Source organism: Pedobacter ginsenosidimutans, assembly GCF_001442625.1.
GTDB classification, from domain to species: domain Bacteria; phylum Bacteroidota; class Bacteroidia; order Sphingobacteriales; family Sphingobacteriaceae; genus Pedobacter; species Pedobacter ginsenosidimutans.
Genome location: NZ_LMZQ01000017.1, coordinates 1 through 14,355, shown reverse-complemented (window position 1 = coordinate 14,355; position 14,355 = coordinate 1). Strand labels below are relative to the sequence as shown.

At 38.5% G+C, this 14,355-nt stretch carries 13 protein-coding genes; 2 read left to right on the top strand and 11 right to left on the bottom strand.

From position 1 onward, the window contains the following. Positions 1-151 precede the first annotated feature (151 nt). The 4 genes from ASU31_RS18880 to ASU31_RS18865 all read right to left on the bottom strand — a co-directional run bounded on the left by ASU31_RS18880 (position 152) and on the right by ASU31_RS18865 (position 3,420). Positions 152-1,249 (bottom strand): serine hydrolase domain-containing protein, encoded by a 1,098-nt coding sequence (locus ASU31_RS18880; protein ID WP_057933840.1) that lies wholly within the window; start codon positions 1,247-1,249, stop codon positions 152-154. A 120-nt stretch (positions 1,250-1,369) separates the two neighbouring features. Continuing rightward, a complete protein-coding gene (locus tag ASU31_RS18875) occupies positions 1,370-2,164 on the bottom strand; it encodes a hypothetical protein (RefSeq protein ID WP_057933839.1) in 795 nt (264 codons plus the stop codon). Positions 2,165-2,190: 26 nt separating this feature from the next. Beyond that, positions 2,191-2,820 carry a carboxypeptidase-like regulatory domain-containing protein gene (locus ASU31_RS18870; protein WP_057933838.1) on the bottom strand — a complete coding sequence of 210 codons (630 nt, stop codon included), beginning with the start codon at positions 2,818-2,820 and terminating at the stop codon, positions 2,191-2,193. Between the two features lie 9 nt (positions 2,821-2,829). Continuing rightward, positions 2,830-3,420, bottom strand: coding sequence for a hypothetical protein (locus ASU31_RS18865; RefSeq protein WP_057933837.1), 591 nt, complete (start codon positions 3,418-3,420; stop codon positions 2,830-2,832). 218 nt (positions 3,421-3,638) lie between these two features. On the opposite strand from ASU31_RS18865, the gene ASU31_RS18860 reads away from it, so the two are divergent. Next, on the top strand, positions 3,639-5,642 hold the full coding sequence (locus ASU31_RS18860) for a tetratricopeptide repeat-containing sensor histidine kinase (protein ID WP_057933836.1): 2,004 nt from the start codon (positions 3,639-3,641) through the stop codon (positions 5,640-5,642). Further along, positions 5,635-6,264 carry a response regulator transcription factor gene (locus ASU31_RS18855; RefSeq protein WP_057933835.1) on the top strand — a complete coding sequence of 210 codons (630 nt, stop codon included), beginning with the start codon at positions 5,635-5,637 and terminating at the stop codon, positions 6,262-6,264. The genes ASU31_RS18860 and ASU31_RS18855 overlap by 8 nt, the downstream gene beginning before the upstream one ends. A gap of 1,070 nt (positions 6,265-7,334) precedes the next feature. Here ASU31_RS18855 and ASU31_RS27950 read toward each other — a convergent pair. The 7 genes from ASU31_RS27950 to ASU31_RS27875 all read right to left on the bottom strand — a co-directional run. Beyond that, on the bottom strand, positions 7,335-7,598 hold the full coding sequence (locus ASU31_RS27950; protein ID WP_245224565.1) for a class I SAM-dependent methyltransferase: 264 nt from the start codon (positions 7,596-7,598) through the stop codon (positions 7,335-7,337). Between the two features lie 252 nt (positions 7,599-7,850). Continuing rightward, positions 7,851-8,390 carry a hypothetical protein gene (locus ASU31_RS18840; RefSeq protein WP_057933833.1) on the bottom strand — a complete coding sequence of 180 codons (540 nt, stop codon included), beginning with the start codon at positions 8,388-8,390 and terminating at the stop codon, positions 7,851-7,853. A gap of 237 nt (positions 8,391-8,627) precedes the next feature. Next, positions 8,628-9,923, bottom strand: coding sequence for a DNA methyltransferase (locus ASU31_RS18835; RefSeq protein ID WP_057933832.1), 1,296 nt, complete (start codon positions 9,921-9,923; stop codon positions 8,628-8,630). Then, positions 9,916-10,959 (bottom strand): hypothetical protein, encoded by a 1,044-nt coding sequence (locus ASU31_RS18830; RefSeq protein WP_057933831.1) that lies wholly within the window; start codon positions 10,957-10,959, stop codon positions 9,916-9,918. The genes ASU31_RS18835 and ASU31_RS18830 overlap by 8 nt, the downstream gene beginning before the upstream one ends. Continuing rightward, positions 10,956-11,657 (bottom strand): hypothetical protein, encoded by a 702-nt coding sequence (locus tag ASU31_RS18825; protein WP_057933830.1) that lies wholly within the window; start codon positions 11,655-11,657, stop codon positions 10,956-10,958. The genes ASU31_RS18830 and ASU31_RS18825 overlap by 4 nt, the downstream gene beginning before the upstream one ends. Before the next feature lie 2 nt (positions 11,658-11,659). Next, on the bottom strand, positions 11,660-13,627 hold the full coding sequence (locus ASU31_RS18820; RefSeq protein WP_157258117.1) for a coiled-coil domain-containing protein: 1,968 nt from the start codon (positions 13,625-13,627) through the stop codon (positions 11,660-11,662). Between the two features lie 335 nt (positions 13,628-13,962). Continuing rightward, positions 13,963-14,355, bottom strand: a 393-nt coding sequence (locus ASU31_RS27875; protein ID WP_209435021.1) for a hypothetical protein, incomplete at its 5' end; no start/stop codon positions are given.

Here is a 14,355-nt window from a genome sequence, read left to right as displayed (position 1 = left end):
ATTCATTGAGATTTAAAGATTTTATCGCGATTAGATTGTATAAATGAAGATTTTTGAAATGGCAATCGGAGTATAATCGAAACGTTTTACATTAAATTACCCAAGATTTATCCCCCCATTGATTAAGCCTATTTATCAGGTTGCTGGTTAATTACCAGTGTTTTTCTTTGATTCCCCTTAATACAAATGTGGCGATATCTCCCACTAATTTTGTTGGGGAATTACAGTCGCAATTGCTCAAGCCTATTATATATATGTCCTCGCTGGGGATATACACCGCCATTGTTTTAAATCCGAAGATGCTGCCGCCGTGTTCACGGGTTGGCGTGCCTTCTACATCGCGGATGTGCCAACCGTAACCATAAGCATATTCCACCCCATTGTTCAGTTTGTAGGTACTGAACGCTTTATTTATTTCCTTTGCATCTAGCAGGAGATTGCGGTTTAGTGCATTTTGCCATTTTAGCATATCACCCGTAGTAGACATTAATGAGCCCGATGAAAAGGGTACACTAAAACTGATTATGGTTTTGTTGACATATCCTGATTCTTTTTTGTGATAGCCGTACGCCCTTTTATCTATGACTTTCCTGTCGCTCGCATATAATGAGCGGCCCATTCCCGCTTTATCGAAAATATGTTTTTTGATAAAATCTTCATAACGCTCTCCGGAGACTATTTCTATCAGATAGCCTAAAAGCACATATCCTGAATTATTGTATTCAAACTTTTCTCCAGGCGCAAAATCGGCAGGCTCGTTTTTGAAAAAATCTACCATCATTTTAGGCGTCATTTCCTTTTGGGCAATATCGGATAAGGCTTTCATTTTCGTAAAATCCTTTATTCCCGAAGTATGCGTTAGAAGATGATGTATGGTTATTTTCTCTCCATTGGGATAGTCAGATATGTACTTTGATATAGGATCTTCTACTTTAAGCTTTCCCTCCTGTTCCAACATTAAAACCGCTACCGCTGTAAACTGTTTGGTCATAGATCCCAGCTCGAAGACATTTTCAGGACTAAGATTATCACCAAGTTCAAGGTTCGCTTTACCGATGGCTTTCTGATAGACCGGTTTTCCTTTTCTGGATACCATAAATACACCTCCCGGCCCGTTCGGATCGTTAAAATCCCTTGAAATCAGACTGTCAATCCCAGCATCAAGGCGCTGTGCATGTAAAGAAAGAGTGGAAGTGGTAATAAAAACCGATAAAACAAGCAGGAAAAGGGGGTACTTAAATTTTGTCATAAATAAACTGTTTTACTACTGAGACGCTAGATAGGCATATGAGGTTACATCGGCACGCTTTCCCTATCAGGTTGCCGCCAATAAGACTAACAGCTTAACAGGCCTAACACATTGTGTTTTTTATTTCCTAAATCCGGAAACCTTGAAGTTACTAACCAGTACCCCTGCACCGTTCGCATATTCCCAGGGTGCAGTTATATAAAAGTTTTTAGCCGCTGTAGGGCTGAACAGGACTGTGTCGGCAAGTTTTACCTTGTTGAGATATACAGCCATCCGTTCTCCATCGATCGACAGGACAACATGCAACGGGCGGTTAAGCCATGGCTCAAGATCAAAGGTCGTATTGACAAACTTTGCCGGCTTATCGCTGCCTATATTAACTTGGTTGGTATCATAATAGTGCAGTTCTACATAGGTTCCGATGTTACTGGCATACTGACGGATACTGTTATCGCTTGCAAAACCGAATGACAGCGGTGCAATGTCCTTTATCTGGTCCGCCTTTGCAATGATGTCAAAAGATAAGGTAAACCGTCGGGGGTAGTTAAGCTGGCGGGCAAATTTGTAGATTACTTTGTCCCTTACCCCCATCCATTTTCCTTTCTGGCCTGTTACCGTTGCGACGGTAGCCGCTCCGTTGGTTTTGAAACTTGTGGCAGTGGCAGCTGACCGGAATGCCGAAAAATCCTCGGCAAAAATAAGCGAGTCACCCGCCAGGACATCGCTGCTGCTGCCCGAGCCACCGTTGACCTCCATCCCTTTCGAGGTGGCATTTTTGTCTATCTTTTTTTCAATGGCTTTTGTGGCTTTTTCTTTTGCCTTTTCAAGTAATCCTCCGAGTTGGGCATGTACCTTAATTCCGCATATCAGCATTACAACGAGGAGTATACTGGTAATTTTTTTATCTGTTAGCATAGTGTACGATTATTGTTGTTCTTTATTTAATGCAGCTTGACCTTAACTACCTCGCCGTTTTCCTTAACCTCGACAAATTCTTCAATCCTGTCTTCATGGTCTACGGCATAGTCTTTCTGTTGATAATAATCTGTACGCCCACCATAACCGTTGTAGCCACTACCCGTATATTGATTATATTTGCCCTTAAGCGTATAATTCAACATACCCTGCAGGAAGTACCTGCCAGGCAGCATGTCGGGAAAGGTGAACTCCCCATCACTATTAGTAATCGCTTCGAGCCTATATCTGTAGGCCTGGTCGGAGAGGTAAACAAATCGTTTTTTTCTGATGTTTTCTTTATCTTTTCTAAGCCTGTACCATTCTTCAAAATAAGACGTTACCGGTAAAAGAACCACTTTCATTTTATTAGCCAGGATACGGGGTGAGAACGGGACACTGTATCCAAGGGGATGTTTCTGCTTGGTATACGCTATTCCTTTGATAACAGCACTTCCTTTTGCCAGCATTTTTCTTGCCTGTAGGGAGTCAAATACCGCTTCCGGACGGAAGATTTCAACTTTATCCTTTTTTTCCGGTTCTTTGTACTGGGCCGATACTATAGTTGTTGCCGATACTGAAAAGACACCTGCAAGGATATATTTTTTTAGCTTCATGATATTGATTTATGGGTTAATAACGGTCTGATAAGGAAGATTAAAGGTTCCACCGGTAATGCTGATTGCCTCTCCGGCCATATTCCGTACTGTTCCGGAAAAAGTCCCTCTGATGCCCGATTTGCTGATCGCCTCGATTTTCAGGGTAAAGACATCATCTGCAAAAGAAGTGTTGTACAGCAGCGTGCCTTCAGATTTTTGAATAGCGTAACGGGCGATCATTTTATTTTCTGCGGGTGTTGCATAAGTTCCTACACCGATATTACCACCGAGCCTCCATATCTCGAAATCCAGCGAAGGCGGAACAGGTCCTGATAAGGGATAGGAGGTCTCATAACCGCCAACAACAATGTGTTCGAAGCGGCCATCATTGCCACTTCCCTGAAAATTCACGGTATGGAAATTAATCTCTTTCGCACCAACCTTAGCCCTGAAATAGTAATCTCCTGGAACTGTGCCTCCCCCGTCATCATCTTTTGAGCATGCAGAAATGCATATTGTGATCATCATAAAACATAAGATCGAGAGTACACTGTTAAAGGGTTTTCGGACAAAAACTGCTTTTGTTGAAAAAGCTTTTTTTAAGAATAATGTTGTCATAGTAAAATGCTGATTAAGGTATACCAGCAAAGCTATTGCATGTTACAGCGAAAAGAAATACCAGTTTTTTACCGTTTTTTTTCTACTGGTTTTTAGGTATTTTTCACCTCGGGTCAGCTAAATGATAACTGGTTGGGAATTATATCAGATATTTACATGTGGATTACTTGGGATAAACAATCTGATCTACCGGCCAGCGAAAAAACATCTCTTTAACAATGACAAAAAATTTTATATTCCTGATCTGTCTTCTGGTCTCGTTCAAATGTGCCGGTCAACAGCAGGTCCCCCTTAACGAAAAGCATTATCTCGATAGCCTTCAGCAAACGCTGCAAAAAAAAATCCCTGATAGCTCAAGAGCAAATACCAACTTTCTATTGGTAGAATATTGGAAATTCAAAGACACCCTCAAGAGCAAAGCCTATCTGGAAGCCGGAACGGTTGCGGCAAAAAACGACAGGTATTTAAGTGCCCTGGTTCTTTTTTATAAGGGGCAGTATTATTTCAACTGGAACAAGCCAAAGGCATCGGACGCGTTTAAAAAAGCTGAAGAAGCACTTTCCCGCTTCAGTACCAAAAAGGCATATGCCAAGCGGGCTGCATCTTGGTATAACTATGCCTTGATGAATATAGATAAAATGGGCTACAGTTTTATAACAAAGATCACCATGGAAAAGGCGATCCCCAATGCAGAAAAGACCGGCGACCCGAAGGTCGTGGCCTATTATTACACCCAACTGGCCACTATTCTGATGAACAATTACCAGTTTTCGAAAGCGATTTCCTATAATGAAAAAGCTATCGGTCTACTGGAAAAGAAAGGCTCCGCTTCTACCGACCTTTTGTTTGCCTATCTTTCAGGGGTAAGCATATACTGTTACGATAACAAAGTCGGCAAAGCACAAGTGCTATTGGGCAAGGCACAGCAGTTACTAAAACAATACCCCTCATCCCTGAACTATCCCCTGTACTATTATAACGAGTCGCTTTATTATAGTACTATTCAAGCCTTTGACAAGGCTTTGTCCAGTATAGATAAAGGAATTATATTAGCTAAAAAATATAATCAAAAACAATTATATCAGCAGTTTTTTTTTCGAAGATATGATGTTTACCAACAGCAGAAAGAGTACAGTAAGGCCCGGCAGATCTTACTCGATATCGTTAAAGAGGGCACTTTGACCTCCAAAAGCAATGACAGGGCAGCGATTTATTCGGAGCTCGCGAAAATGAGCGAAAAGTTAAAGGACTATAAAGAGGCGTACCATTGGCAAAGCAAATACAGCCAGACCAATGACAGTATAAACAGTGACCAAACAAAGGTAAAAATCAATGAGCTGGAGACCAAGTACCGAAGTGCAAAAAGCGAACAGAAAATACAGGCCCTGCAATCTGAGAACAGACAGGCACAGCTTGGTGCCCGCAATGACCGATTGTATAAGCTTGTGCTGGGATTGGGATGTCTTTTTCTTATTCTTTTGCTTGCTTTCGTACTTCTCAGTGCCCGTAGCAGACGGAAGTTGGCCCAGCAAAGGGAGATCAATTACCGTCAGCAGCTGAGCGAAATGGAAAGGAAGCAAGAGCTTAAGATCACCAAAGCTATGCTCGAGGGCGAAGAGCTTGAAAGGGAACGGGTTGCAAGGGATCTTCACGATGGTCTTGGCGGGATGCTCTCAGGGGTTAAGATAGGGCTTTCAGGTTGGACAGATACCCAACCCGGAATCTCAGACAATAAAGACCTGCACCGTATTATCGGTCAGCTGGACACCTCGGTCACAGAACTGCGCCGTATTGCACGCAACATGGTTCCTGACACCTTACTGAAGTTTGGCCTTGAAGTAGCTTTAAAAGATCTATGTGAATTTTATATGCGAGACGGACTACGGATTACTTCAGAGATGTTCGGAATACAAAAAAACATTGCGATGAATGTACAGCTTAATATCTACCGCATCGTGCAGGAACTGATATCAAATGCAGTCAAGCATGCCAATGCCGACAACCTCATCTTGCAGTGCAGCCAGAATGAAAGTACCATTTTTATTACCTTTGAAGATAACGGTACAGGCTTTGAGGTGGAATCACTTGAAGATAAAAAAGGAATGGGCCTGGACAACCTTCGCAACCGAATAGCATTCCTGCAAGGAAAATTTGAGGTGCATTCATCCCCTGGGGAAGGGACAAGTATAGATATAGAACTTAAAACCAGTATCGATGAATAAGCTACGAACAGTGATAGTGGATGACCATCCCATTGTAATCGAAGGGCTGAAAACACTGCTCAGCAATGAGGACAACCTGGAAATTGTCGGCACCTTTTCAAACGGGGCAGAGCTTCTCTCCTATTTCAACAGCAACCCGGTTGATCTTGTCCTGTTGGATGTTACCCTGCCTGATATCGGTGGTATGGAACTTTGCAAGCTGGTAAAGGAAGAATCCCCAGATACAATTATACTCATTGTCAGTAACCATACAGAACGCAGCATTATTATGCAGACTATCCAGAACGGTGCCAATGGTTACCTCCTTAAGAACAGTTCGCTTGATGAGCTCCGGCAGTGCATTGCTGAAGCCGTAAAGGGAAACATCTGCTACAGCAAAGAGGTAATGGAGATTATCAGCCGACCAACAAAAAACGAATTACGCGGCATACCACAACTTACAAGGAGGGAAAAACAGATACTCTATATGCTGGCACAGGGAAAAACCAGCCAGAATATTGCGCAAGAACTATTTCTTAGCTCTTTAACGGTGGATACCCACCGAAGGAATCTAATGCAGAAGTTTGAGGCCAAAAATGTTGCAGAACTGATAGCAGCTGGCCATCAGCAGCAATTGTTATAGAACCGATCAAACATCCTGCCCCCAGACCAACAGTATTACGACACCGGAGGAACCGCATTTAAATTACTTCATCCAAAATTTCCGGAACTAGCTACTCGCCAAGCTCTGCGATCCATCGGTCCAGATAAAGGTTCCGTCTGCTATAGTATTCCCATCACGAACCTCTTCTGACAATATTTAATTAATTTCCATCGAAATCGGCACGAAAACCATACACATTTTCATGGCCGTCCTGTAAAATATCGAACCAGCGGATTATCGTTTAATAAAACTTGAGGAAGAAATTAAACGTTGCAAAATTCGAAGCATAAATTGTTGAGTTCAATTCTACCAAAGGAGAAAAGTAGATGTTGAAGAAATTCTATACCTTGCCCTAAAAAAACTTGATTTGCCATATCTAAAAGGGGAAGATAACGAAAAGTGAAAGATTATCGGTTCGATTTTTCCTGAAAAATGGACTTATGACGGAGTCGAACATCGAACTGGTCAGGAAAACTTGAGGATGGAGCTTATCCAACTATTAAACAATAAGTTAGGACATAAAAAAACCGGAGTAAAAACTTTTAAAAGTGATTACTCCAGTCAAGTACTCAAAGATATAGTTTCGAACCGAGAATTCGCAAAATGGTTACAAATTATAGCATATATACCGATGAATTTGGAACCAATGCCGGAATCCTATGGAAATATTGTAAGAAATCGACAGATATTTTAAAACTAATGTAATAGAAACAATTAAGTATTTGATTTACAAAAAGCTCATGTAAAAATGGGCTTTTTTTTTGGATCGGCCTATCCTAGTCCTGCTTAAAAACCATTAGGAAGCTAATTGGCAGATATTAACCAATACTCTTGTTTATTTATTTCTTCACACACCAAGTCGTCATACTCCGCAAATTCTGAACGTTGGTCGTTTTAATCGGTTCGTGCAGACTGCCGCCGAGTTTTTTGGTAAGGCGAATCAGCATTTCCTGATTGACCAGAAACCTTTCAGATTCATCTGGCAGAATATACCGGCCGTTACCGATGAACCTGACCGTACTTTCTATACCAATGTCCGAGGCCAATCTTCAAAAAAGATAGCCACCTGGCTTTATGCAGCGCCACATGGAATTGAGCATGGATTCAAAATGGGAAAGATTCTTTGCAAAATGCAGTACTGCGCTGGAAATCACCAGGTCGAAGGTTTCATCTTTGTAAGGAATGTCTTCTACAGGGGCAACTGTAAAATGCTTTTTGGGTTCAGCGATACCCTGAGTCGCAGCCAATTCCCTTACGGCTGCTATCGCCGATGGGTCCAGATCTACACCGTACACATCAAACCCTTGGCTCATAAAGTAGCTGATGTTCCTACCCTAGCCACAACCCGCATCCAGGACTGTATTGCAGTCCGAATAAGTGCCTTTTAACAATTGGTCGAACAAATAAATGTCGATGTTGCCGAAAATCTGCCTCAATTCTTGCCGTAATTTTACTCCCATGGCTCAAAAATAGAAAAAAGTGGGGGCTATAGATCGGGTAAAAATATCAATAAAAAGTTGTTAGTCTGATCGAATTGTGTCAATGAAAGGGGCAATCATTTTACTTTAAATCTCTCCAAAGATTTTATGTCCTAAATTATTCCTTGACAATCGCTTGTGCAAGCCTTTATTTAACTGGTCGGAATGAATATCGTCTCTCATCAAGGTGATGGCTTCATTCTGTCGTTTTCGAAGTTCAGCTATCAGTGTCTCTATTTTTTCGGGTTTCTCGAAGATATTAAAATTCTCCTCGCTGTCTATGAACATCGCAAATTCATCTAGGCTGTTATAGACATTGCTTGGAAGTAAGACAACATTAGCCATTAACACGTCGAACATTTCGTTAATGGCTTCTCCTATGTTTTCGGCGATTTCCTCCAGGTCGTCTTTATAACCTTTTGGTTGGGTTTTCCGTAGGTCTTTGCCTTCTTCAATCCCCTCCCCCAGCGCTAAAACTGCATTGTCAATTGCAGTGGCTATTTTACTGTAGGCCTGTATCTTTTCATCAAAAATTTTGTTTTGGTTGGTAGATTTGAGATTGAAAAAGTAGCTGGCAGCAGATGCGAGTAAAGCGAATATTGAAACAATTAATGCAGCAAGTTCCATGAGTGGTTAATTTTTACGTTAAATTAGTAAATTCTACATGTTTTTATGTTTTTTTCGTAAAGCACTTCTGAAAATCAACAGGCAGAAAACATCTGCATGAATTGAAGGTTCGATCTTTAAAGACCGACAAAAATATTCAATAAAATAATTTGATAAACGTTTAAATTTCCTGTTTTAAGAAACATGTTTGGATATTAGGATATCAAGCGAAAAAATAATGAAAAAACCTAAAGCATATTAGCTACTTTTTTTGAGGACTATCACACTTTCCCGCAATTTACTTGCTATAGATTGCTGCTTACTAGAATTGATATATCTGGCTGTTCTAATTTCAAGTGCCTCATAACCTTTTGCTTCGGCAATTTTTGCCAAGATTGTATCAACCTCACATATTTTATTACCATAGGCTGAATTTGATACATTAATATAAAGCATTGCATTGTTCTGTAATTTAGGTAACAAGTTTTCGAATATAGATTGCATATCAGAAAAATATCCTTTTACCATATTTGGAATATTTTTATTCCATAGGCTTTCTACAGTGTGTAAATGTGCTAAAAATTCATTTAATTCAGGGATATCTGGGCTTTCTGTTTCTGCAACAGCAATTTGAACATGAGAAGTTAATGCAGAAGACCTCAATTTTTTTTCTTCAACAAATTTGCTAACGTATCCCAGCATCCACAATTCAAGCCTATATATATCCGTGTAATCCCTGGAGTTTAAGTAAGGCGGGGAAGTGATAACTAGATCAATGGAGTTATCAGGCAAGTTTTGTATCAATTGCCTGCTATCGCCCCTAAAGACATTTACATAATTATGAATTTGAGTAACAGCATTTGCCTTACTACGTATGTCAACTAACAATACATTTCGACAGTAATTAATAAACAGCTTGTGCACATCTTCCCTCAGAATAATTTTTTGCTCCCAGTTTTTTTTAAATGACAAACATTTACCATTTCTGAAAACGTTGCTAATAGAAACAAGGTGACTCCCTAACGCTACTTTGAATAAATTAAAATATTTATTTAAGCTTACTGGAAGTAAATGCATCTTTTCAAGTATATCTGTGATGCCTTCACGAACAGGATCGTTGAAAATCCACCTCTCCCTTCCTTCAACTTGAAATAAAGTTTTGGTTTCAATTTCTGGTAAAGGATGGACGTGTTTACAAGATCTAAGATAGATCTCAAAATCATCTATCAGCTCACTAAATTCCAAGGCATCATAATCGGTTCGTAATTTTGCCCTTGTCACATCATAAAAGAAAGGGCTATTTTCAACACCATAACATTTCACACCCAAATCCTGACAAGTCAATGCAGTCGTTCCAACACCCATGAAAGGGTCGAAGCACACCTTAGGCATCTCATTCTGTTCTCCAATTATTCTTCTAACAAATTCACTTGAGAAGCCCTCAACCAACGAATACCATCTGTGTAAAGGTTGATACTTGTTACCGGAAAATGATACCAAGTCACTATATAAATCTCTACTATCAGTATATAAAATTTCTTTTGTTTCAATCATTTCTTTCTGTTTTCACTATTTCTTTCGCTCTTTCTGAACTTGATGTGGGATCTAAATGCAATACAACAGGTGGATTGGAAATATTTTCTTTCCAGGTATTGGTAGCTTTATTCCATTTGAAACTTTCCTGATCTTTTCTAGCATCATATATTAACAAGATGCCTGAAACACAACGTGGCTCCCCATCTATGTATAAGTTTAGCTGCTCTAATCCTTCATTGGCTTTAACGTGTGCCACGGTTCCATCATAATTATTCCCAATACTTTTACCGACCCACTTTATTTCAATAATATGAACCTCATGATTTGGAACTGTAATTACGCGTACGTCATTGCGATCATTTGTATTATTGTTCCTGCATTCTTCATCGATAAATCCCCCAGATAGGTTGTTTTCTAGAAAGTTCGCCAGCTTTTTACGAAATTTATTCTCAGGTGCAGCAACAAGTTCATATTTTGCCTTGTTTTGCCAATACTCAATACCTCTTTCACCTTTAATTTCAGTTTCGTAATGTTTATCTAGCAATTTCCGATATTCATCTATGGGTAAGAGCGATTTGATATGACCAACTTTATTTAAGCTGTAAAAATCAGGAATATCCTTGAGTATGACTTGCTTATGTGTAATCTTCAATTCCACCCCTTTGACAAAAACATACAAATAATTATTACTTTGTGAAGATTCAGCGACCTCCTCCAAATTCTGCAGTTTTTCACTGCTGAAAGGATTTGGTTCAAAATTATTCCCAAAAACGTCGATGTACAAGATATTGCTACTGGATCGCTTTAAAAAGTACTCATTTAAACTTACGGGGTCTAAATAATTTACTGTTCCAGTGGCTGTTGCATCAAAATTTACGATAAAATTCAGCGGACCTTTACTCATGTGCTTATTATACACATCCGATTTCAATAGCCTCAAAAATTTAGTCCAAAATACATTGCTGTCTATGGGGGAAACTTTTGGAAAAGCACTAAATAGCTTCGCGATAATACTTGAGTGCAGGTAAACTAGAACATCCTCTGATCCATTCATACCGAATATTCTATTAAATAATTGTTGTAAAAATGATTAAAAAAGGCTGTTAATATTAGCTCTGCCTCAAACCTTTCGTTCATAAATGAGAACATGTTCCGGTTTTGCTCAATATAATCCTTAACAAATTCTATTGTTTTCGCAGTGGGCTGATCAGTATCATCAAAGTCAATAAGCGCCCTAAAATATGAATTTTCCTTTGTTTCTTTGAATGTGTAATCTTGATAAACGATTCTTACAATTTTATCAAGTCCCTCGAATTCCTCGTCGTCATCCGCCGAGTCTAATGCTGCATACATCAGTGATAGCCTACTAATGCAACTGATCCACCAGTATTTTTCGGCCTCTACTGAATATTTTAATAATTTAGACACAGCATTTTTACCACCATCTGAAATCTCATAAACGGCAAACGCATTCTTATCCTTTATTACTTTAAATTCAGTAATTTCTACGAGCCCATATGCCACCAAGTGGTCTACAATATTTTGAATGTCTTTAGAATAAGGTCCTCGCTGTATCCTTTGAAACCGAATGATAGACAGTATAATTTCTTTAATAGGAGCTAATGCTGCCGAAAGATATAAAAGTTTTTGAAGAGCAATTTTGGATACGGACTTTCCATTGTTTTGATGTATTGCATGCAAAACATATAGTATTTCATTGGATTTATGAAAGTTCTCCAGCTGTAAAATCATAATTAAACTAATTTTAGAGATCTTAGCACTTTTCTAAATTCAGGAACGGATTTCTTTTGTATATCAGACAGCTTTCCAAACTCAAGATAATTTAGCAGTCTATGTTTTGATTTTCCAATCCCTTCCGAAAGTTTTTGCAGAAAATCTGGTTTGCTAAAATTCGTAATCAAAATGAACGGCAAACCAATGTCACCAAATTCATTAAACGAAGAAGCAAGTTCAATAGTGTTGGAAATATCAAAAGCCCCTTCAGTTGTCTCCATTATGATGAATGGGGAGTTTTTACTTTCTATTTGATATAGCTCTAGTAATGATATTCTAAATAAATATTCTAGGAATATACGTTCTGAAGTACTACAGTTTTTGATTTCAAATCGTGTTTTTTCCTCAAATTCTGGAACATAAGACTTTACATTTATTTTAGACTCTTTAGGTCTACGCTCTATTGTCGTCAGTTTGCAATCAGGTTTGAAGTATTTTGATGCATACTTAACGAATATTGCATTTAATTTGTCTTCGAATGAACTGATAACCTCATTTAATTCGTCATTCTTTGCATTAAGCCTCTCTTTTGCGCGCTCCCATTTATCCCTTTCGGGCTCAATTTCCTTCTCATAGTTGAGCACTTGTGTCTGCAAACCAGATATTTGAGTATCATATTCGGTGATTTGCTCTTCGGGGTTTTTATTCAAAGTAGATAACTGGATATTTAAATCATATTGCTTAATTGCATTTGCATTGATTTCTTTTTCAATTATCCGCTGTTCAATCCACAAAGCATCGACTTGTTTAACCAATTCTACTTTTTGAACCTTTAAAGGCTCGATCTCTTCCTTGGCTTGACCTAACTTTTTTTGCGAAGCCTCTAGCTCTTCTAAAACTTGTGTATTATCTAAATCTGGGTGAACTAGGTCTAATCCAGATTCACATACTGGACATTGATTTCTGATCTCAAGTTTATTGATGATTTCTTTAACTACCTCAACTTTGGGAGTTTTGTTGCAATAAATACATATGCCATAATGTTTTAGCTTATGTATGGAGGTCAAAACAGATTCGTCGGAATAAACATGCTTAAACAGTCTTGATTCCAAATCCCTTATCTGATCAGTATGTAGCTCATACTCTGCCGATACAACCTCTATTTTACCATCCGATTCCTTAATTAGACCCGTTAAGTATTTTATATTTTCTAAATTCTTTTCCTGTAACTCAAGATTTTTTTCATATTCAGCTTTGACACCCAGCAAGGATTTTTCCAATTCCGATCTCTGATTGTAATCTTGACGTTTTTCAAGTTCGGTCGATCGTAATAATTCAAGCTCCTTTATCTTTTTTGTGAATTGGGCCTTCACGTCAGTTTTTCCTCGAACTGATGTATCCAGATCCTTAACATCTTTCGCCAGCCTTTCATATTCGGCCTGAAAGCCAGCTTCATTAATTAAAATCCGTATTAATTTAGATTGATCCCCTCCCTTATCATCCCATATTAAATAGTTTCCCTCCTCTTGTCTAATTAAAAATTTCTGAAGCAAGAATGTTATATCTGAAATCGATTCGATTCCGGTATACTGTTTAAGCAATCCATCATAGATATCATCAATATTGTCAAAATCTTTAGAATGATATTCATGTTCATCGACACGAAGGTATAAAATTGTATCCTCAGTAATTACACGGTGGATTTCAAACTCGTGATCGCCAACGCTAAAAATAAGTTTGATAGTAGGGTAAAATTTCGGCGAACTTTCGCCTCCGCGATTTTCGAAATATTCCATAGGAATTTCAGAATTCGGGCCTACCATTCCGTAAATAATCAAAGAGGTTGTTGTTGTTTTTCCTAAACCATTGGTTCCAACAAAAAGATTCATTCCAGCATGTAAATTATAGCTCCAGTTTTTTGAAAACAAATGATAGTTTTCAACCTGAATACTTTTTAATGCCGGCAACATTATGTATGTAGATTTCAAAGACATGCGCTAATTAAAGATTGTGTAATTTATAATATTATTCTATTGCTTCCAAAAAAACAAAAGAATAATATTAAATTTTGCCTCAAACAAATATTTCATATTACAATCATTTTTACTTTGATAGGAAGTATTTTTTGTTTTTAATTACAATAAATAATTCTTACAATTAACTAAATTAATAAAACAACTGATAGAAAATTTTAGTATCGTTAAAAGTTAGTGAAGACGCTCAACCTATATCTTGCGGATGCAGGACATTGGGCAAACGAGACATATTATGCCTGGCCGGCCCAATTTTACCATTGTTCAATTTCGGTAAAATAATTTACTAATTATTTCCTACCAGCAATTTTTGCACCAAGGAGGAACATCGTCTTGGCATTATACTGGGTTTTGAGTTTTTTGATTATTTTTTCAATTGAGCTTAGGCAGGATGGCACAATTCCGAGTTCACCCAGTTTGGCTGCAATTTCCTTTTGGCTCATCCCCTGAAGCAGGCAACTAATAATAACTTTTTCCACTGATAATATATAAATATTTACCCTTAAAGTGCTGGTGCGTATTTCACTAAAACTGTACAGTCTGTTTCGGGCCAAACTGTACGCGAATTTGATTGCCGGGCGACTGCCTAAATTGTCCCTTTCCCTCTGAACAAAAACAGACCTCGACTTCAAATTTCCTTCCCCCCCGGAAATACTTCCGTTCATTAAACTTAAGATCTGCAG